Annotated in this window: 13 protein-coding genes and 2 tRNA genes; 14 read left to right on the top strand and 1 reads right to left on the bottom strand. The window is 62.5% G+C overall.

Features of this window, described 5'->3' with window-relative positions; genetic code table 11:
- The first annotated feature begins 204 nt into the window (after positions 1-204).
- From CK221_RS16190 to CK221_RS16170, 4 genes are all read left to right on the top strand, one after another.
- Positions 205-3309, top strand: a complete 3105-nt coding sequence (locus tag CK221_RS16190; protein ID WP_179295153.1) for an efflux RND transporter permease subunit — start codon at positions 205-207, stop codon at positions 3307-3309.
- Positions 3296-4174 (top strand): hypothetical protein, encoded by an 879-nt coding sequence (locus tag CK221_RS16185; RefSeq protein WP_095778440.1) that lies wholly within the window; start codon positions 3296-3298, stop codon positions 4172-4174. The genes CK221_RS16190 and CK221_RS16185 overlap by 14 nt, the downstream gene beginning before the upstream one ends.
- A 77-nt stretch (positions 4175-4251) precedes the next feature.
- A complete protein-coding gene (locus CK221_RS16180; RefSeq protein ID WP_095778439.1) occupies positions 4252-7398 on the top strand; it encodes an efflux RND transporter permease subunit in 3147 nt (1048 codons plus the stop codon).
- A gap of 899 nt (positions 7399-8297) precedes the next feature.
- Entirely contained in the window at positions 8298-9188 is an 891-nt protein-coding gene (locus CK221_RS16170) for an FHA domain-containing protein (protein WP_143749056.1), read from the top strand.
- A 95-nt stretch (positions 9189-9283) separates the two neighbouring features.
- Here CK221_RS16170 and CK221_RS16165 read toward each other — a convergent pair.
- Positions 9284-9358: transfer RNA gene (locus CK221_RS16165), tRNA-Asn, on the bottom strand.
- 14 nt (positions 9359-9372) lie between these two features.
- Between CK221_RS16165 and CK221_RS29820 the strand changes: the two genes are divergently transcribed.
- The 10 genes from CK221_RS29820 (at position 9373) to CK221_RS16120 (ending at position 20916) form a co-directional block, all read left to right on the top strand.
- Entirely contained in the window at positions 9373-9573 is a 201-nt protein-coding gene (locus CK221_RS29820) for a hypothetical protein (RefSeq protein WP_095780750.1), read from the top strand.
- Complete coding sequence (locus CK221_RS16160) at positions 9574-9834, top strand: hypothetical protein (protein WP_066999931.1); 261 nt, start codon at positions 9574-9576, stop codon at positions 9832-9834.
- Positions 9835-10011: 177 nt separating this feature from the next.
- Positions 10012-10085: transfer RNA gene (locus tag CK221_RS16155), tRNA-Cys, on the top strand.
- 126 nt (positions 10086-10211) lie between these two features.
- On the top strand, positions 10212-10886 hold the full coding sequence (locus CK221_RS16150; RefSeq protein WP_095778437.1) for a protein-L-isoaspartate O-methyltransferase: 675 nt from the start codon (positions 10212-10214) through the stop codon (positions 10884-10886).
- Positions 10887-11067: 181 nt separating this feature from the next.
- On the top strand, positions 11068-12462 hold the full coding sequence (locus CK221_RS16145) for a TolC family outer membrane protein (RefSeq protein WP_095778436.1): 1395 nt from the start codon (positions 11068-11070) through the stop codon (positions 12460-12462).
- 233 nt (positions 12463-12695) lie between these two features.
- Positions 12696-13502, top strand: a complete 807-nt coding sequence (locus CK221_RS16140; RefSeq protein WP_095778435.1) for a PopZ family protein — start codon at positions 12696-12698, stop codon at positions 13500-13502.
- A 219-nt stretch (positions 13503-13721) separates the two neighbouring features.
- Positions 13722-16505: a valine--tRNA ligase gene (locus tag CK221_RS16135; RefSeq protein ID WP_095778434.1), complete on the top strand. Its 2784-nt coding sequence runs from the start codon at positions 13722-13724 to the stop codon at positions 16503-16505.
- A gap of 363 nt (positions 16506-16868) precedes the next feature.
- A complete protein-coding gene (locus CK221_RS16130) occupies positions 16869-18083 on the top strand; it encodes an OmpP1/FadL family transporter (RefSeq protein WP_095778433.1) in 1215 nt (404 codons plus the stop codon).
- 294 nt (positions 18084-18377) lie between these two features.
- The gene (gene ilvD, locus CK221_RS16125) at positions 18378-20102 is read left to right on the top strand and encodes a dihydroxy-acid dehydratase (protein ID WP_095778432.1); all 1725 of its coding nucleotides are present in this window, start codon (positions 18378-18380) and stop codon (positions 20100-20102) included.
- Positions 20089-20916, top strand: coding sequence for a tetratricopeptide repeat protein (locus CK221_RS16120; RefSeq protein ID WP_066999951.1), 828 nt, complete (start codon positions 20089-20091; stop codon positions 20914-20916). The genes ilvD and CK221_RS16120 overlap by 14 nt, the downstream gene beginning before the upstream one ends.
- Positions 20917-20921: the final 5 nt, after the last annotated feature.

Here is a 20921-nt window from a genome sequence, read left to right as displayed (position 1 = left end):
GAGCACTCACGCGTGAGTCACGATCATAATAAATTTGTATGAACTATTTCTCTACTCCGAAAGTTAGAGGTCGCCGGATATACGGTAAAAGCGCCTTGCAATATTGATTAATTATGCGGCGCCCTCCCGCATGATACGCTTTGGGACTGTCTCTGATCTGTCGCAGGCGCGGTTTCGCGCGCCGCGGAATCGTGGGGGATTGCCGTGCTGCAAACGCTCGTCAAGCTGAGTCTGGAATTTCGGCATCTGGTCATAGCAGCCGCGATACTCCTGGTAGCGGCGGGTGCCGTTCTTCTTCCCAAGGCCAGAATCGACGCTCTTCCCGAGTTCGGGGCGCCGGTCGTGGAGGTGCAGACCGAGGCGCTCGGCTTGTCGACAGGCGAAGTCGAAAGCCTGGTGACCATCAATCTCGAAGAGATTCTGACCGCGACGCCGTTCCTCAAATCGATTCATTCCAAGTCGGTGCCGGGGATGGCTTCGGTGTTGCTCACCTTCGAGCCCGGCATGGATCCAATGAAAGCCCGACAAATGGTGCAGGAGCGTCTTACGATGGCTTGGGCCCTGCCCAATGTCTCGAAGCCACCCACCATGCTGCAGCCCAAGTCGGCGGCAGGCCGTGCCATGATCGTCGGACTGTCGTCCAAGACCGTGTCGCTGATCGACATGTCGGTGCTGGCCCGGTGGACGATGACGCCGAAGCTGCTCAGCGTGCCGGGCGTCGCCAACGTCGCGATCTGGGGCCAGCGCGCTCGCCAGCTTCAGGTGCAAATCGAACCTCAGCGCCTCGAATCGGCTGGCGTCTCGCTCGATGAAGCCGTAGAGAGCGCCGGGGATTCGCTCTGGGTCTCGCCGCTCAGTTATCTGGAAGCGTCAGTACTCGGAAGCGGAGGCTGGATCGACACGCCGAACCAGAGGCTCGGCATCCAGCATGTGCAACCGATCAGCAAGGCCAGCGACCTGACGAAGGTTGCTGTCCCGTCTTCCGCGCTCAGGCTAGGAGACGTGGCCGAGGTCGTCGAAGGCCATCCGCCGCTGATCGGCGATGCGATGATCAACGGACAGCCTGGCCTCATTCTCGTCGTCGAGAAGCTTCCCAACGTCGACACCAAAGCGGTCGTAGCGGGGGTCGAAGCTGCGCTCGCGGAGTTGAGCCAAGGCATGCCGGGCATCGACGTCGACGCCTCCCTCTACCGCGCCTCCGACTACGTCGACAGCGCCTTGGCCAATCTGGTCCGGATGGTGATCGCCGCCATGGTGGTCGTGTCAGTAGCCCTCTTCCTGTCCTTGACGCCGGTCGGCGCGGCGAGCATCGCCGTCGTCGCGATCGTCCTGTCGTATGTCGCGGCACTTGTCGCTCTCTATTTCAGCAGCCCCATCTTCAACCTGATCCACCTGGCCGGCCTCGCGGCCGCGCTTTCCCTCGTGGTCGACACCGCGGTAGTGGCTGCCGAGGCCATCGGGCGGCGCCTCCGCGCCGGTGGCGTCCGTCCGCTCGCCGCGCCTCTATTCGATGCGATCGGCGAAATCGGCAAGCCAATGATCTATGCAGCGGTGATCGGTCTGCTGGCGGTCGCTCCGATACTCGGACTCGACGGCGAAACCGCGGCATTCTTCCGGCCGCTGGCTCAGGCCTATGGCGTCACGGTGGCCGCTGCCATGGTCGTCGTGCTCTTGGCGGCGCCCGCCCTCGCGATGGTCTTTTTCCGCTCGGGCAGCGCAGCAGGAAACAGGTCCGAACCTGTGGTGGCGCGGCTGTTCGGTGCAGCCTACGGGCGGCTGCTGGGCAAGTTCTCGGCGACGACCGGTCCTGCCTATGCGATCGTGGGTCTCGGTGCGTTGGCGCTACTCGCGGCGACGCCCGCCCTGAAGTGGTCGCCGTCGCCGTCCTTTGACGAAGGCACCGTCCGCGTTTCGTTCAAGGCCGCGCCGGGTGCATCCTTGCCCGCCATGATCCGGACGATGGCGCGACTGGAATCCGAAGTCCGCGCAATCGACGGAGTCAGCTCCGTCGCTGGCCATCTCGGCAGGGCCATCACGGGCGACCAGGTCACCGGCATCGAATCCGGGCAGCTCTGGATTGGCCTCGACGAGCGGGGGAACCGAGCCGCGGCACTGTCGCAAATTCGCAACACGATGGAAGGCTTCGCGGACCTCGAGGCGAAGGTTGAAGGCTATCTGGCCAGTACGGCCGGGCGGATCTTCGCCGACGCCGGCGAACCAGTGGTGGTCCGCATCGAAGGGGCCGAGACGGCCGTGCTTGAAGAGCAGGCAAAGCTCGTCGCGGCGAGAATCGCCGCCATTGACGGCATCAACTCCGTACGTCTCGACAAGAACGCTTTCTCGCCCGAAATCGAGGTCAAGGTCGACGTTGCGGAGGCGGCCGCACGTGGACTGAAACCGGGGGACATCCGGCGCGCGGCAGCGACGGTCTTCGCCGGGCTCGAGGTTGGCAATCTGTTCGAGCAGCAAAAGGTCTTCGACGTGGTCGTTTGGGGGACTCCCAACGCACGAAGCAGCATCGCCGACGTCGAGAATCTTCTGATCGAAACGCCTGATCGCCCGCATACACGCCTCGGCGATATCGCCGAGGTGCGGATGGTGCCGCAGTTGAGCACCATCGAGCGTGACGGCGTCACGCGCAGCATGGACGTTCACGCCAGCGTCGCAGGCCGCAGCGTCACGGCAGTGGCGGAAGACGTGGCGGCAGAACTCAAGAAGGTGCAACTCCCCTTCGAATACCATGCCTACGTTCGAGGCGAGTATGCCGAGAGCCGTGCAGCCATGCTGCAGGTGACGCTCTTCGCAGCGTCGGCGGCAGTCCTGATCTTTTTCCTGCTGCAGGCGGCATTGCAAAGTTGGCGACTGGCGACCGGCATGTTCCTTTCGCTGATGGCAGTATCGGGTGGCGTCGCGGTGATCCTCGTAGCGGTAACGGGCACCGTTTCGGTTGGGGCGCTTGCCGGACTTCTCGCCGTCCTCGGGCTTGCACTCCGCAACGGTCTGGTTCTGGCCAGCCGCGTCGATCAGACCGGGGAGGGTGACGAATCCTGGCCGGACCTTGTTGCGGCGGCGGCGCGCGAGCGCTTCGCGCCCATGCTGACGAGCACGCTGGTCACCTGCCTCGCCTTCCTTCCCGCGGTGGTCATGGGCAGCGCCGCCGGTCTGGAGATTCTGCATCCAATGGGATGGGTTGTGATCGCAGGCGCAGTCATTTCAGTGCTGATCAATCTGTTCGTCCTACCGGCCATGATGCTCCATTCCGGCCCGGTTTCACGACGCCTTGGAGGAGTTGCACATGCTTCGCAATAGGCTTTTTCTTACGTCATCCCTCGTCGCCGGTGTGACTTTCGGCGTGGTTGCCACGGGATCCTTCGCGGCCGCGGAGTCGCCCGCAGGCGCGCCTGCCAAGCTGGTAGAGGTCGCAGGTTCCCCCTTTCCACGCGTGGTTCTGACCGAACAGGCCGCCAAACGACTGAGCATCCAGACCGAAGCGGTGCGGGAGGAGACGGCGAAGCGATGGATGATGATGAACGCCCAGGTCGAGATCGCGAGCGGTGAACCGTCGATGAATGCAATTACGGAGACGGCTTCCATCGCGCCGGCCAGTGTGAGCGACCAAGTCCGGCAATCCCTGATCAGGGTGCCTGTGGACGCGGCGAGCCAGATGTTGATCGCGGTTGTCACCGAAGAGGATGACGAAGACGAGACCGGCGACCACGACGAGTTTGCCGAGATTTTCGGCGTCGCCAACCCGGCGGACGAGGACAAGGACGGTCTAGTGGTCGTGCTGCTGACCGGCCAAGGCCGCTCCGGTAAATATTACAAGGCGCGGCCGGTGGCGGTGAAGGACCGGGACGACGGGCGGTTCTTTGAATTCCTCGAGGCAAGCAGCGGCGTCAAGCCCGGCGATCATGCGTTCGTGGCCATGAAGGCACCGGAGAGCGGCAGGATGGCGAAGATCGTGCCTTACTCGTCGGTTATCTACGACGAGCACGGGAACAGCTGGCTCTACTCCAACCCGGAGCCGCTGGTCTTCGTCCGCCAAAAGGTGGCTGTCGAGCGCGTCCTCGGCGACATAGCAGTTCTGTCGGACGGACCAGCGAGCGGTACGCCGGTCGTGTCGGTCGGCGCGGTCGAGCTGATGGGGGTTGAACTGAAGTTTGGCGGGCACTGAGCGGCGTGAAAGACATTCCGCCGCTTGCGAACGTCTGAGTTAGCCGGCGTCCAATCATCCGAACAAAGGACAGGGCCATGTTCCGCTGGATCATCGGCACGAATCTTAAATACCGGTATCTGGTACTGGCCGCGGCAGCGCTGATGGTGCTGCTGGGTCTGGACGTGTTCCGCAAGATGCCGGTGGACGTCTTCCCCGAATTCTCCCCGCCGCTGGTGGAGATTCAGACCGAGGGTATCGGCATGTCGACCGCCGAGGTCGAGGAGCTGATCACCATTCCCCTCGAGGATGCACTGCGCGGCACACCGGAACTCGACGTCATCCGCTCGAAGAGTGTGATGTCGCTGTCCTCCATTGTCATGATCTTCAAGCGGGGAACCGACATCATGCACGCGCGGCAGCTCGTCCAGGAGCGCGTGCAGCTTGCGTCGGCCAGACTGCCGTTCGGCTCGAGCCCGCCCGTCATGCTGCAGCCCTTGTCCTCGACCAGCAGGACCATGAAGATCGGCCTCTCGTCTAAGGAGCTCACTCAGCTCGACCTGTCGATGACCGCCTACTGGAAGATCCGCTTCCGCCTGCTGCGCGTGCCCGGCGTCGCCAACGTGGCGATGTGGGGCGAAAAGCTCAAACAGCTGCAGATCCAGGTCGATCCCGCGCGCATGCTGAAACGCGGCGTGACGCTGAACGAGGTCATGGAGGCTTCGGCCGATGCGCTGGACTTCGGCCTGCTGCCGATGGCGAGCTCAGCCAAGAGCCAGACCGTAGGCTTCATCGACACCGCCAACCAGCGGCTGTATGTCGGCGCCGACGTAGCGTCCAGCGTGAAGCTGGAAGACGTCAAGAGAATTCCGGTCGAGTCAAAGGCCGGCGAGCAACTGGTGCTGGCGGACTTTGCCGACGTCACCTGGGGGGAACCGCTGCCGATCGGCGACGCTGTGATCAATGACGGTCCCGGCATGATGCTGATCGTCGAGAAGTTCCCGTGGGCGAACACGCTGGAGGTCACGCGCGGCGTCGAGGCAGCCTTCGCCGAAATGAAGGACGGCCTCAAAGGTATCGACGTCGACCTGCAGATCTTCCGCCCGGCGACGTTCATCGAGCTCTCGATCCACAATCTGACAATGGCCTTGCTGGTGGGATCGGTCCTGGTGGTCTGCGTTCTCGGCGCCTTCCTGTTCGAGTGGCGGGTGGCGCTCATCAGCCTGCTGGCGATCCCGCTCTCTCTGGTCGCCGCGGGACTTGTTCTCTACTGGCTCGGGACGACCATCAACACGATGGTGCTGGCCGGCTTCGTCGTGGCGGTGGGATCGGTGGTGGACGACGCTATCATCGACGTCGAAAACATCACACGGCGATTGCGCGAGAATCGCCGCAGCGGCGCTGGCAAATCGGTGGCATCAGTCATCCTGGAAGCATCGCTCGAGATCCGCAGCCCGATCGTCGCCGCAACCCTCATCATCGTCATCTCGGTCATTCCTGTGTTCTTCATGGGCGGTCTGTCGGGCACTTTCTTCGTGCCGCTGGCGACGTCCTATTCCATCGCGCTCCTCGCTTCGATGGCCGTGGCGCTGACGGTGACGCCGGCACTCTGCCTTATCCTGCTTCAAGGAGCGCCGATCGAGCGCGTCTCGCCGCTGGTCGGGTGGTTGCAGCGAGGCTATGCCGCCATGCTGTCGAGGATCATCGCTGCTCCTCGCGCGACGTTTGGGATCACCGCGGTCGTCGTGGTCGCGGGATTAGGCGTTTGGCCGCTGCTCGGAACCTCGCTCCTGCCCTCCTTCAAGGAACGTGACTTCCTCATGCACTGGCTGACGCCGCCCGGGACATCGCACGCCGAGATGTATCGGATGACGGTAGCTGCCAGCAAAGAACTGAGATCCATTCCCGGAGTGCGCAACTTCGGCGCTCACATCGGCCGGGCGCTGGTGGCCGACGAGGTGGTGGGCATCGACTTCACGGAGAACTGGATCAGCGTCGATCCAAAGGTCGACTATGACAAGACCCTGAAAGCCGTTCAGGACACGGTCGACGGCTATCCCGGTATCTATCGCGACGTCCAGACCTACCTTCGCGAACGCGTGAAGGAAGTGCTCACCGGATCGAGCGAGTCGATAGTGGTTCGGATTTTCGGGCCTGACGCGGCGGCGTTGCGCGAGCAGGCGGTGAGGGTCCGCGACGCCCTGGTCGGCATCGAGGGCCTGATCGACCTACACGAGGAGCCGCAGAAGACGGTACCGCAAATTCAGGTCACCGTGGATGTCGCCAAGGCGGCTTCCAGAGGTCTCAAGCCCGGCGATGTTCGTCGCGCTGCTGCCGTGATCTTCGCCGGTCACGAGGTGAGCGACGTTCATCGCATCGGAAAGGTGTATGACGTCATGGTATGGTCGACGCCCAAATCGCGGCGCGGCCTCGACGACGTGCAGAACGTTCTCCTGGATACTCCCGACGGCGGTCAGGTCCGGCTCGGCGACGTTGCCGAAGTCAAGATTGCCCCGGTGGCCAGCACCATCAAACGCGAGAACGCCTCGCGCCGCCATGACGTGCGTGCAAATGTGCGCGACCGCGACCTGGGCTCCGTCGTCCATGAGGTTGAGCAGCGCCTGGCCAAGATCGAGTTTCCGCTCGGCTATCATGCCCAGCTGCTGGGCGAGGCGGCGGAACGCAACGCTGCGCAAAACAGGCTCGTCTATGCCTCTGTCGTCGCCGCGGTCGTAATCTTCATGCTGCTGCAGGCCTCCTTGAGAAGCTGGAGGCTCGCTGCCCTGGTTTTCCTTTCACTGCCGGCCGCTATGGTCGGCGGGGTCATCGCCGCCTATCTGGGCGACGGCATCATCTCGCTAGGCGGCCTCGTGGGGTTCCTGACGGTGTTGGGCATCGCGGCCCGCAACGGGGTGCTTCTGATCCACCATTTCCTGCATCTGGAGCGCGAGGAGGGCGAGCCCTTCGGACCGGAACTTGTCCTGCGCGGCGCGCGTGAACGCCTTTCGCCCATTCTCATGACGACGCTGGCGACCGGTCTTGCGCTCGTCCCACTGGTTGTTACCGGCAACATTCCCGGGCAGGAAATCGAACATCCGATGGCCATCATCATTCTGGGCGGGCTGATCACGTCAACGCTTCTGAACCTCTTCGTCGTGCCTGCCATCTATCTCAGACTCGGTTCGCTGCAGGCGCGATCGCCGGCGCGGACCACAGGTCTCGGCCTGGAACCATCTCCCCTTTGATGCAAGGCCCGAGATTTAGACCAGAACGTTCGTGACTCTACCGCATTCAATCCACCGGCTATACCGTTGACGATCATCTCGATCGCGCAGCGAAAGAGCATGACAACTTACAAAACTCGGAGGACTTGGAGCAGCAAGGAACGCGTCCGTGTTCACAAAGCAGGCGGACAGAGCCGGGGGCGAGCCGGCGGGGGTTAGGAAACGAAATACGGCACCGGCTGACGGCAACTATACGCTCCTGCCGCTATGATGGGGCACGCATCCATAGGTGAAGCAGCGTCGCTAATTCCCGCGCGGTCTGGGTTTTGGTCCTGGAAGGCTTTCGCACGGATTTGCGGCCAATCTCGCGATTCGCGGATCTCTTAGCCAGACAGTCTTCTTTCTTCTTTCTAGAATCTCGTTGCGGCCCACATCGACGGCCGATTGGCCTTTCGCGGCAAAGGCATAGTCGGCTCGGTTCGTGCGATAGTCTTCCTTTTGGATGGACATCTTTTTCCTCCCGGTCCGCGGCTTCCCTCCACTAGCCTGGACGGAGAACACTAGCTGCCGATGCATGGCAGGAGTCTACAAATTGAGGATTGTATTAAAATGATACACTCCACCCGTTCGTCTCACGGGCGCCGCTCAGCATTACCCTGAACCGGCCCGTATGCCGCGCCTATTCGTCGCTATCCTCATCGTCGCTTTCGGAATGCTGTTCCGGACCGCATCGCCCGCTTGCGCTTCAACGTGCGCTTGGCAGCCTTGGTCATAGCCGTGGAAAGTCTTGTGCAGTTGCCGGGGCGGCAACAAGGCCGGGTTGTCCGTGGAAGGTGGTCTCGCCACAGCGCCCGGCTCCCAGGCGGGTAAGCAGGGTGAGTTATGCTATATACGTCGCGTTCGTGGTCGGATACGAGCCGATGGATCAGGAAAGACTTCTGGCCGCAGTCCTCCTAGCTGATGTCGTGGGCAGCACGCCGCTCTATGAGCGCATCGGCGACGATGCAGCTCTGCAGCAGATCTCGGATTGCCTCGACGCGATACGCGAGATCGTCGCCCGGCACGGCGGTGACTTCATTTACTCGAAGGGCGATGACGTGCTCAGCCTGTTCGATAGTTCGGAGGCGGCGCTGAGGGCCGTCTTCCAAATCAGCAGCGAACTGACGAAAGGGCCGTTGCACGCCCGGATCGGATTGCATTTCGGGGCGGTCATTCGCGCGCGGGGCGCGGTATTCGGAGACGTTATCAATGTCACCGCAAGGTTGTCCACCACGGCCAACCCCGGGGAGGTGCTGATCAGCCAGAGCTTCTTCGAAGCCCTTTGCGCGGATAGCCGCAGTGCCCTGCGGCTCCTCGACAAAATGGCTTTCAAGGGAAAGCAAGAACTCTTCGATGTCTATACCCTGGGGAGCGAGGATCGGGCCCTCAGTACGCAAATCATCAGCCGGGGCACGGTTATCGAGAGACGCTCCGCCCCGCCGCGGCAGATCAATCTGGTCATCCGCTATGGAGATCAGTTGCGATCCTGCCGAAACAACGAATTGGTGACGATCGGCCGATCCCCGGAATGCAACATCGTCATCCAGCGGCCCTGGGTCTCAAGGCACCACGCAACCTTCACCCTTTCGAATGGCAAGGCCGTCCTTATCGAGCGAAGCTCGTCGGGCACATTTGTGTCGATGGGACCCGACCATGAGGTATTCGTGCGCCGCGAAGATATTCTTCTCTTCGGCTCCGGCGTTATCTCGCCTGGACGCAGATCGTCCCTCGGCGACGCCGAAATCCTTCACTACGAAATTATCTCAGGCTGACCCGGCCGGGCTTGACCGTTGCCGCATGCTGCCGGATCCAGCGCCGCGCGCTTGCAGAATCGGAAGTTCATTCAATCAAATGAAACAATGGCAATTGGCTCCCCGGGCCGGATTCGAACCAGCGACCAACCGGTTAACAGCCGGTTGCTCTACCACTGAGCTACCGGGGAACGGAGGCTCTGACGTGAGTGGCGCAGCCTATAGCAAACACCTTTCGGCTTTGCAAAGCAGCAATTCGCAATTTTTCTGCAGTTTTTCGTGCGGCGATTTGTGGCATCGCTTCGGCGTGCCCACATATGAGCGGCTTGACACCGGCATGGAACAATGCGGCTGGTCGTCCTTTGGTATTTATGACATCGGCCGCGCAGATGGGATCTGGCTTTAAATGACGGCAACTGACGACGATAACCCGCCGGCGCGCAAGATCACGGTCTTCGGCCGCGACTTCTCCATGCCGCGCTCGCGGGGATTGCGGATCGCAATCGGCGTGCTGCTCACAATCGGCGGGATTCTGGGCTTTCTGCCGATTCTCGGTTTCTGGATGGTTCCGATCGGCCTGCTGGTCCTGTCCTACGAATTCGCACTGGTGCGTCGTCACAGGCGCCGCTTCGTGGTCTGGTGGGAACGCCGCCGCCGGCCGGATTGAGAGCTTTGCAGGGAGAGAGTCCAGCAGGTGCCGGCGACACCATCGGGATCGGCCGCAAGCAATCGGCAACCACTGCCTTCGATGAGGAATGGGAAAGCATCGGGAATGACTTGCCGGTGCTTGACGACCTTTCACCGCCAACATATTGAGTTGCCCCGGAACGCCGGGAGCATGGAAGGCCTCGTGGCGGAGTGGTTACGCAGAGGACTGCAAATCCTTGCACCCCGGTTCGATTCCGGGCGAGGCCTCCAATGCCCGGGCTCCGGCGCTGTCGCGCCGGGGCGCTAGGTTCCGGTCGAATTGGCCCGCGTCATTTGCCTGGAAATCGGATCGGGCGCGGGCAGCGAATTGGGCGCGGGAAGCGGGTTGGTTGGGACATGAACGCTGATTTCTCCGAACGCCGCGTGAAGATGGTCGATGGCCAGATCCGCACCACCGATGTGACCAGCGCGCCGCTGATCGAAGCGATGCTTTCCGTGCCGCGCGAGGCTTTTGTCGGCGCCGGGCAGCGGGACCTTGCCTATATCGACGAGGACATCCGCATCACCGATGGCGTCAGTGGCGGCGGTGCCCGCTACCTGATGGAACCGTCACCGCTCGCCAAGCTTTTGCAACTGGCCGAAATCAGCGACACCGATTCGGTGCTCGATGTCGGCTGCGGCACCGGCTATTCGGCCGCGCTGCTTTCCCGAATCGCAAAATCGGTGGTCGCGCTCGAAAGCGACCCGGCGCTTGCCGAAGCGGCGAAGTCGACCCTTTCGGCACTGGATTGCCAGAACACCACCGTAGTGATCGGGCCGTTACCGCAGGGTCATGCCGCCGCGGCACCCTATGACGTCATCTTCATCGGCGGCAGCGTCGAGGAGGTGCCCGCGGCATTGCTCGGCCAGCTCGGCGAGGACGGACGGCTGGTTGTGGTCGAGGGGCAGGGCAACTCTGGCGTTGCGCATCTTTTTGTCAAGGCCGGGGGGGTTGTAACCGGCAGACGCGCATTTAATGCGGCAATTAAGCCACTACCGGGGTTCGAACGTGCTCATGCGTTCGAATTTTGAGCGGTTTTGCCTTGCAGCGAAGGCGCTGTCATGATCGCTTGCGCTTGAACAATCGTTGCTGATTTGCTTCACGTGCATTTTCGGGGGCTGTCAGCGGGGGACGATAAACACGCGGCGCTAGCTGATCCGGAAGGAAAAGGTGCGCGGCGTGGTTCCCATGCAAACGAATGAGGGATAATACGTGCCGCCCCTACACAAGACTTTTCTATCAGCCATACTTGTTTCGGCGACCGCGCTTTCGCCGCTGGCAGCATCCGCCGAAACCATCACCGGCGCGCTCGCCAAAGCCTATCAATACAATTCCCAGCTGAATTCCGCCCGCGCGGGCACCCGTGTCACCGACGAGGGGGTTGCCATCGCCAAGTCCGGCTACCGGCCGACGATCAGGGGATCGGCAAGCATCGACTACACGAGCAGCCGCAACAACAATCTGGGTCAAACCTTAAATATCACTACGGGCAATTTCGGGGTTGAGATCGATCAGACGCTGTTCGACGGCTTTCAAACCAAGAACAATGTCGCCGCCGCCGAAGCGCAGGTCAGGGCCTCGCAAGAAAGTCTCCGCAACACCGAAGAGAACATCCTGTTCAACGCGGCAAGCGCCTACATGGATGTGATTCGTGATCGCCAGATCGCGGTCCTGACCGCACAGAACCTGCAATTCCTGACCGAGCAGGCGCGCGCCGCGCGGTCGCGCTTCGAGGTCGGAGAGGGCACCCGCACCGACGTCGCACAGGCCGATGCCTCGCGGGCGACCGCGGTGGCGCAACTCGCCAGCGCTCGCGCGACGGCGCTGGCAAGCGCTGCGACCTACCACCAGATCGTCGGCGACGAGCCGGGCAAGCTCAAGGCGGCCGCGCCGGTTGGAAAGCTGCTGCCTGGAAGCCTCGATTCGGCCTTCACCATTGCCGCCGCGGAGCATCCGGCCATCCTTGCCACCGAGCATCTCGTCGACGCCGCGGCCTTTTCGGTTAAGTCGGCCGAAGGGGCGCTATTGCCGCAGCTTTCCGCCAGCGCCGGGATTTCGAGCCAGTATCGCAACACCTCGCCCGGCGTTTTTGCATCGGCGGGTTCCGAAGGAACGACCAATTCGGCCAATATCGGTGCAACGCTTACCGTGCCGATCTATTCGGGCGGGCGCACCTCTGCGCTGGTCCGCCAATCGAAGGAATCGCTCAGCCAGGCCCGCATCGAGGTCGACGTCAGCCGCGACCAGGTGCGCCAGGCCGTGGCTTCGGCGTGGACGCAATACACCGCCGCGCGCGAAAGCGTGGATGCCAACAGGCAGGTGATCGCCGCCGCGCAACTGGCGCTCAACGGCGTCATCGAGGAACGCAATGTCGGCCAGCGCACGACGCTCGACGTGCTCAACGCGCAGAACGCCGTCATCACCGCCAAGATCAACCAGGCGAGCTCCGAGCGCGATGTCGTCGTGGCGAGCTACGCCATCCTGTCGGCGATTGGCCGCCTGTCCGCCGGCCAACTCGGCCTGGCGGTCACGAAATACAACCCGCAAGAGCACTACAACGCCGTTAAGGACAAGTGGATCGGGCTGCGCACGCCGGACGGCCGCTGAACCTTTGGCATTTCCAAAAGCGCCGCGTGTCCAATGGATGCGCGGCGCTTTTGCATTGGAACCAGACGGTCGGCTGCCGGCGGCGTAGCGAGCTAATCTGTTGAAATCCAACGTCTCCCCAGATTGGGGATTCTCGGATGACGATCGGTCGGTTACGCTGTCCGCATTGATTCGAATTCCGGTCTTGGCGGAATGGAAATCTTGAACAAGTCACAAAGGCGGCGGATGTGACGATGGCGACAGCGAGCAGCGCGCAGCGCGAACCTTCCATGGAAGAGATACTTGCTTCCATCCGAAGGATCATCGAGGACAGCGATACCGGCCGCAAGCAACCGGCGGCGGACAACGGTGACGTTCGCCAGGACCTCCGGCCGACGCCGGCGGCGCAGACGGCCGACCTTGACCCCTTCCGTTCCGAGCTCAACGCCGGATCCGCTCCCAGCAAGCCGGTGAGTTTGGCGGAGATACAGTCCCAGCTTGCGGCGTCCGATCCGACGATCGCCGAGACCGGCCCTGAACCGGTGAAGACCGCGCCCGCTCCCACCACCCTGGCGGAAGTCGGGGCCAGGGTAGCCGCCGAGCCGGACACCCCGGCGGTCGCGAGGGCAGCGGAGAGCGTGCCGCAAAGTGCCGATACCATCGTCGCCGATTGGCGGCGCGAGATCGCCGCCGTTGGCGGAAACTCCGTCAAGGCGAAGGTAGCAACTCCGGAAGTGGCGCCCGAAGTCAAGATCGACGAGGAGGATCTTGCCGCGCCAACCACCGAAACCGCGGCGCCCGACAACGTTTCGGCGCCATCCTCGGCCGACCTGCCGCCAGCCCGGCCGGCAATCCTGTCCAAGCATGCGGGCCGTCAGGTCGCGGCGGCCTTCGGCGAGCTTTCCGATGCCTTCGCCAGCCGCAGCAAGAAGAGCTTCGACGAGATGGCCGAGGAGATGCTGCGGCCGATGCTGCAGGACTGGCTCGACAACAACCTGCCGACACTGGTCGAACGGCTGGTGCGCGAGGAAATCGAGCGCGTGGCGCGCGGCGCGCAGTGATTTCGTCTGGGCTTTCAGCGTAAAAGCGCCGCCGTCGGGCGGTGCTTTTTGTTTCCGCGAAAATGCGGCCGCGCGATTTGTCTTGCGATGAGTCATGGGCTTGCCGCAGATCGCCGCAAGCCTATCTGGGCAAGGCGGGCCCATCCTTCTCGCGGTTGACTCGGCCAAGAGCTTCCGATTTACACCGGACGCTTGTTCCCGACAGTTCGGACTTCCTCCATGCTTGATAAAACCTACGACGCCAAGACCGTCGAGCCGAAGATCGCCAAAATCTGGGAAGAGGCCGATGCGTTCCGCGCCGGCGCCGGCGCAGAGGAAGGGGCGGAAGCCTTCGCCATCGTCATCCCGCCGCCGAACGTTACGGGCTCGCTGCATATGGGGCACGCGCTCAACAACACGCTGCAGGATATCCTGGTGCGGTTTGAGCGCATGCGTGGCAAAAATGTGCTGTGGCAGCCGGGCATGGATCATGCCGGCATCGCCACGCAAATGGTGGTCGAGCGGCAGCTGATGGAGAGGCAGATCCATCGCCGCGACCTGACGCGCGAGGAGTTCATCGAAAAGGTCTGGGAGTGGAAAGCCGAATCCGGCGGCGCGATCTTCAATCAGCTGAGGCGGCTCGGTGCCTCGGCCGACTGGGGCCGAGAGCGCTTCACCATGGACGAGGGTCTGTCCAAGGCGGTGCTGGAGGTGTTCGTCACCCTCTACAAGCAGGGGCTGATCTACAAGGACAAGCGGCTTGTGAACTGGGATCCGAAGCTGTTGACGGCCATTTCCGACCTCGAGGTCGAGCAGCATGAGGTCAACGGCAATCTCTGGCATTTCCGCTACCCGGTCGAAGGCCTGGCGTTCGATCCCGAGAATCCGAAGACGTTCATCACCGTCGCCACGACACGCCCGGAAACCATGCTGGGCGACACGGCGGTGGCGGTTCACCCCGACGACGAGCGGTTTCGCGATCTGGTCGGCAAGAACGTCATCCTGCCGATCGTCGGCCGCAGGATACCGGTTGTGGCGGATGAGTATTCGGATCCGGAAAAGGGTTCCGGCGCGGTCAAGATCACCCCAGCGCATGACTTCAACGACTTTGAGGTCGGCAAGCGCCACAAGCTGCCGGCGATCAACATCCTGACCGTCGAAGCCTACATCAAGCTCAAGGATAACGAGGAATTCCTTGCCGGTCTTGAAGTGACGCCGCTGCGCCAGGCCGTCTGGGATGAGCTCGACGGGCTGGATCGCTTCGTGGCGCGCAAGAAGATCGTCGAGCTGATGGAAACCGGCGGGTTCCTGGAAAAGGTCGAGCCGCATCGCCACACGGTGCCGCATGGCGATCGCGGCGGCGTGCCGATCGAGCCGTTCCTCACCGACCAGTGGTACGTCAACGCGGCGGAGCTCGCCAAGCCGGCCATTGCCTCTGTGCGCGAGGGCCGCACGAACTTCGTGCCGAAGAACTGGGAGAAGACCTATTACGACTGGATGGAGAACATCCAGCCCTGGTGCATCTCGCGGCAGCTGTGGTGGGGGCACCAGATTCCGGCCTGGTACGGGCCGGACGGACGCGTCTTCGTCGAGAAGACCGAAGAGGAGGCGCTGGCCGCGGCGGTCGAATATTATTTGGCGCTGGAAGGCCCGTGGAAGGCCTGGGTTGAGGACAAGCTTGAAAATTTCAAGCCGGGCGAGATCCTGACGCGCGACGAGGACGTTCTCGACACCTGGTTCTCCTCGGCGCTGTGGCCGTTCTCGACGCTCGGCTGGCCTGACCAGACGCCGGAGCTGAAGACCTACTACCAGACCGACGTGCTGGTGACCGGCTTCGACATCATCTTCTTCTGGGTGGCCCGGATGATGATGATGGGCCTGCATTTCATGAACGAGGAGCCGTTCCACACGGTCTATGTTCATGCGCTGGTGCGCGACAAGAACGGGCAGAAGATGTCGAAGTCGAAAGGCAACGTCATCGACCCGCTCGAACTGATCGACGAGTATGGCGCCGACGCGCTGCGCTTCACCTTGACCGTGATGGCAGCGCAGGGGCGCGACGTGAAGCTCGACCCGGCGCGTATCGCCGGATACCGCAATTTCGGGACCAAGCTCTGGAACGCCACGCGCTTCGCCGAAATGAACGAGGTCGCCAGGAACGACGATTTCTGGCTGCACGACGCCAAGCTCGCGGTCAACCGCTGGATCCTGACCGAGCTGACGCGGGCGGCGCGGGCGATCACGGAGGGCATCACCACCTACCGCTTCAACGAGGCGGCGGGCGCCGCCTATCGCTTCGTCTGGAACTTGTTCTGCGACTGGTATCTGGAACTGCTTAAGCCGGTGTTCATGGGCACGGACGAGGCGGCCAAGGCGGAGAGCCGGGCCTGTGTCGCCTTCGTGCTGGACGAGATCTACAAGCTGCTGCACCCGATGATGCCGTTCATGACCGAGGAGCTGTGGGCGCAGACCGCAGGCGAGGGGAAGGTACGCACCTCCCTGCTTTGCCACGCCGCCTGGCCCGCGCCCGATTTCGAGGATGACGAGGCTGCCGCCGACATCAACTGGCTGGTCGAGCTCGTCTCCGGCATTCGCTCGGTGCGCTCGGAAATGAACGTGCCGCCGGCGGCGATCGCGCCGCTGACGGTGATCGGCGCCAATGCCCTTACACAGGAAAGACTGGAGCGCCACGCCCAGGCCATCAAGCGGCTGGCGCGCGTCGGCGACATCGCGCTGGTCGATGCGCCGCCGAAAGGCTCGGCCCAGATCGTTCTCAACGAGGCAACCGTCTGTCTGCCGCTCGGCAGCCTGATCGACCTTCAGGCCGAAGCAACGCGGCTGCAGAAGGAACTGGCCAAGGTGACCGAGGAGATCGCCCGCCTGCACAAGAAGCTTTCCAACGAGAAGTTCGTCGCCAACGCGCCGCAGGAGGTGGTCGAGGCAGAGCGCGAAAAGCTCGCCGAATATCGCGAGGCGCAAGAAAAGCTTTCGGTCGCCTTAACCAGGGTGCGCGACGCCGGCTGAACGACAAGATTCGGCTCCGCTGGCGCGCGGGTTTCCGATGCGTCATTTCACTCGGATACGGGCCTGCCGCTGCGTTAATCTTGACGTAAACGGAAAGTTTTGGCCCCATTGTTGCCGTAATGTAACAATCGGGCCTATTCCGTTCAAAAAGGCCTGTTTTTGAGCTGTTTCGGACCGTTTTTGCAATTTTTTCTCTCGCTCCGATGCCGAGTGAGCCGCGTTTAGGGCTCAATTGGCGGCCGATGACCATGGCCAAAATACGAGCTGTCAAGGTGTACATGTACAGCTCACGAATTCGTGGTTGCGCCGTTAACCGGAATTGGTTCTAGCTTGCCCCACTTCGTGTTTCGGGGAGGGATTTCCATGAACGTTTTGCGGCTCAAAGCACTGCTGGGGGCAGGGTGCTTCTCGCTGGCTTTGATCGGATCGGCGATGCACCCGGCGCATGCCGGCGGCTTGGAGCGCGGCGGCTACGACATCGACCTGCTGTTCGACCCGGCGCCGTTCGCGACGGAAGCGGAAGCTACCTATGTGATGCCGGATCGCAAGCTCAAGAACGCGGTCGATACCAGCGGTGCCGGACTCACAGTCAGCAGCACAGCGAACGACAGCGAGAACTACTGGGTTCCGCGGATCGGCGCGAAGGCTCAGATCGTCCAGGGCGTGGACTGCATGGTTGACTATTCGCAGCCTTGGGGGGCGCATACTGCGCCTGGCATCTGGAACGGCTCATACTCAAACATTGAAACCGATATCAAGAGCAACAATTACGCTGCGACCTGCTCCTATAAAATGGATGCCGGCAAGGGCCAGATCCGGTTTATCGGTGGTGTATTCTACCAAGAGGTTTACGGCTTCAAGGAGAGCTACGCAAATCCGCTTCTGGGGACCACACTCGGTCGCGTGGATTTGGATAGCAGTGGCTGGGGTTGGCGTGCGGGCATTGCGTACGAAATTCCTGATATCGCGTTGCGCGCCAGTCTCGTTTACAACTCGCAAGTAAAACTTGACAATATATCCGGCACGCTGACCGTCGGCGGGTTCCCAACGCCGATTTATTCTCCGACGCAGAGCATGCCTGACACTCTGGAATTAAAGATGCAGTCGGGCATTGCTCCTGGTTGGCTTGCCTTCGGCTCGATCAAATGGGTCAACTGGAGCGTGCTGCAAAGTGTGCCGATTTGCCCAACGATTGCTCCTGCGGCGGCGTGCTTTACCAACGGGCCGGGTCAAGTAACTTCGCTTGACCTGATGTATCGCGACGGGTGGACGGTTTCCGGCGGCATCGGCCATAAATTCAATGAGCAGTGGAGCGCTGCCGGTCAGCTCAGTTGGGACCGCGGGACCTCGCATGGCTACGGCTCTCAGACGGATACCTGGACGCTGGGTGGCGGCGTCGCCTATACACCGAAGCCCAATATCGAAGTTCGTCTAGCTGGTGCGATCGGCGTGATGACGAGCGGCCATTCGGGAGTGGTGACCGGGGAAAATGGCTATCAGGCTGGCACCGACGTCAGCTACGACTTTGGCAACGATCTGGTCACGGCGATCTCGGGTGGCATAAAGATCAAGTTCTAAGCCGCTCCCGCAATTCCGCGAAGAAGGCCGGGCACCGCCCGGCCTTTTTCTATTGGGCAATCAAAGGCCTAGGCTGGTTGGCCGATCCTGTGTTGCAAATTAGCTGCACAGCCGGCGCTTCAGACGATTGTGACGTTTCAGCAACAGTTTATGAACAAGCCCCGCGCTAAGAGCGTCGCCGAGGGGACTGCCCATTTCCCGCCATAAACCCGGAGCAACTCGAATAGGTCTCGGGATGCGTGCCAGGTTGGCTCGGCGATGGGACCGGCCGCGGGGTGTGCGGCAAGGACGACGATGGACGCCAAGGCAATCTCCAAGGCCAAGCTGCCCAGCCGCTACGTGACCGAAGGTCCGGCGCGCGCGCCGCATCGTTCATACCTCTACGCCATGGGACTGTCGGCGGCCGAGATCGCGCAGCCGCTGGTCGGCGTCGCCAGCTGCTGGAACGAGGCCGCTCCCTGCAACATCTCGCTGATGCGCCAGGCGCAGGTGGTGAAGAAGGGCGTCGCGGCCGCCAATGGCACGCCGCGCGAATTCTGCACCATCACAGTCACGGACGGTATCGCCATGGGCCACCAGGGCATGAAGTCGTCCCTGGTGTCGCGCGAGGTGATCGCCGATTCAGTCGAGCTCACCATGCGTGGCCATTGCTATGACGCGCTGGTCGGGCTTGCCGGCTGCGACAAGTCGCTGCCCGGCATGATGATGGCGATGGTGCGGCTCAACGTGCCGTCGATCTTCATTTATGGCGGTTCGATCCTGCCCGGCAGCTACCGCGGAAGGCAGATCACCGTGCAGGATGTGTTCGAGGCGGTCGGGCAGCATTCGGTCGGCACGATCTCCGATGCCGAGCTGCTCGAGATCGAGCAGGCCGCCTGTCCGTCGGCAGGGTCGTGCGGCGCCCAGTTCACCGCCAACACCATGGCCACGGTCGCCGAGGCGATCGGGCTGGCCTTGCCCTATTCCTGCGGCGCGCCTGCGCCCTACGAAATGCGCGACCGGTTCAATTTCGCTTCCGGCGAAAAGGTCATGGAGCTGATCGCGAAAAACATCCGGCCGCGCGACATCGTTACCCGCAAGGCTTTGGAGAATGCCGCGACGGTCGTGTCGGCCACCGGCGGCTCGACCAACGCGGCACTGCATCTGCCGGCGATCGCGCATGAGGCGGGTATCAAGTTCGACCTCTTCGACGTGGCGGCGATCTTCGAAAAGACGCCCTATATCGCCGACCTCAAGCCCGGCGGCAAATATGTCGCCAAGGACATGTTCGAGGCCGGCGGCATTCCGCTCTTGATGAAGACGCTGCTCGACCACGGCTATCTTCACGGCGACTGCATGACGGTCACTGGCCGCACTTTGGCCGAAAACATGGAGCACGTTGCCTGGAATGAGAGCCAGGATGTTGTGCGTCCCGCCAATCGGCCAATCACCAAGACAGGCGGCGTTGTGGGCTTGAAGGGCAACCTCGCCCCCGAAGGCGCGATCGTGAAGATCGCCGGCATGTCGGAGCTGAAATTCTCAGGCCCGGCGCGCTGCTTCGATTCGGAAGAGGAGTGCTTCGAAGCGGTCACGCAGCGCAATTACCGGGAGGGCGAGGTTCTCGTCATCCGCTACGAGGGGCCGCGCGGCGGTCCGGGCATGCGGGAGATGCTGTCGACGACGGCAGCGCTCTACGGCCAGGGCATGGGCGGCAAAGTGGCGCTGATCACCGACGGCCGTTTTTCCGGTGCTACACGTGGTTTCTGCATCGGCCATGTCGGGCCGGAGGCGGCGGTCGGCGGGCCGATCGGGCTCATCAAGAATGGCGACGTGATCTCTATCGATGCCGTTAATGGCACGATCGAGGTGGCGCTGTCGGATGCCGAACTCGCGGCCCGGGCCAAGAAATGGAAGGCGCGCAAGACCGACTATCAGTCCGGCGCGATCTGGAAATATGCGCAGACCGTAGGGTCGGCCCGCGACGGCGCGGTCACCCATCCGGGCGGCGCAAAAGAAACACACTGCTATGCGGACATTTGAGGTGTTGAGGTCATTTGTCTTGCCGGCACTGGTCGCGGTGGCGACCTTGGGCGCCGTCGGGCAGGTCATGGCCTTCGACGACAAGGTGTTCGACGACAAGACCGGGGTCAAGCCGCAGTCGAGCCCGTGGGCGGTGTTCCAGTTCGGCTTCTCCGCCTACAAGAACGGCCACAAGGACCAAGCGGTCGAGGCCTATAAATATGCCGCCGAGAACGGCCAGATCGGCGCCACCTGGAAGCTTGCGCGCATGTATGCCCAGGGCGACGGCGTGGCCCGCGACGACTATGCGGCCTTCAAGTTCTTCTCCGAGATCGTCGATCAGGATGTCGAGCCCGGCTCGCCCGAGGAAAGCTATGTCTCCGACGCGCTTGTCGCGCTCGGCGACTATCTGCGCAAAGGTATCCCCGGCAGCCCGGTCGAGGAGAACGAGGTTGCGGCGCAGGAATACTACATGCGCGCCGCCGCCAACTACCGCAACCCGAACGCGCAGTTCGAGATCGGTCAGATGTTCCTCAAAGGTGAGGGCGGCGTGAAGGCCAGCGTCAAGCAGGCCGGGCGCTGGCTGCAACTCGCGGCCGAAAAAGGCCATGCCGGCGCGCAGGCGACGCTCGGCAATCTGTTGTTCCAGAGCGGCAAGATCGTGCGCGGCCTGGCGATGATGACGGCTGCCTTGGAGCGTGCCCCGCCGGCGGATCAGCCCTGGATCCGCAGCATGCAGGAAGAGGCCTTCGCCGCGGCTGGCGAAGCCGACCGTCGCACGGCGATTTCGCTCGCCGACGACATCCTGACCAAGGGCAACAACGGCGACCAGTAGGCCGC

Origin of the sequence: Mesorhizobium sp. WSM3868, assembly GCF_002294785.1 — a bacterium.
Taxonomy (GTDB): Bacteria; Pseudomonadota; Alphaproteobacteria; order Rhizobiales; family Rhizobiaceae; genus Mesorhizobium.
Note: the sequence above shows the minus strand (reverse complement) of the source record. Positions and strands in the feature narration are given on the sequence as shown.

What these genes read in the sequence shown, in the direction of transcription:
- CK221_RS16185 (WP_095778440.1), top strand. Translation starts at nt 3,296, where the DNA reads ATGCTTCGCAATAGGCTTTTTCTTACGTCATCCCTCGTCGCCGGTGTG.
- CK221_RS16180 (WP_095778439.1), top strand. Translation starts at nt 4,252, where the DNA reads ATGTTCCGCTGGATCATCGGCACGAATCTTAAATACCGGTATCTGGTA.
- CK221_RS16170 (WP_143749056.1), top strand. Translation starts at nt 8,298, where the DNA reads ATGGATCAGGAAAGACTTCTGGCCGCAGTCCTCCTAGCTGATGTCGTG.
- CK221_RS16160 (WP_066999931.1), top strand. Translation starts at nt 9,574, where the DNA reads ATGACGGCAACTGACGACGATAACCCGCCGGCGCGCAAGATCACGGTC.
- CK221_RS16150 (WP_095778437.1), top strand. Translation starts at nt 10,212, where the DNA reads ATGAACGCTGATTTCTCCGAACGCCGCGTGAAGATGGTCGATGGCCAG.
- CK221_RS16140 (WP_095778435.1), top strand. Translation starts at nt 12,696, where the DNA reads ATGGCGACAGCGAGCAGCGCGCAGCGCGAACCTTCCATGGAAGAGATA.
- CK221_RS16135 (WP_095778434.1), top strand. Translation starts at nt 13,722, where the DNA reads ATGCTTGATAAAACCTACGACGCCAAGACCGTCGAGCCGAAGATCGCC.
- CK221_RS16130 (WP_095778433.1), top strand. Translation starts at nt 16,869, where the DNA reads ATGAACGTTTTGCGGCTCAAAGCACTGCTGGGGGCAGGGTGCTTCTCG.
- ilvD (WP_095778432.1), top strand. Translation starts at nt 18,378, where the DNA reads ATGGACGCCAAGGCAATCTCCAAGGCCAAGCTGCCCAGCCGCTACGTG.
- CK221_RS16120 (WP_066999951.1), top strand. Translation starts at nt 20,089, where the DNA reads ATGCGGACATTTGAGGTGTTGAGGTCATTTGTCTTGCCGGCACTGGTC.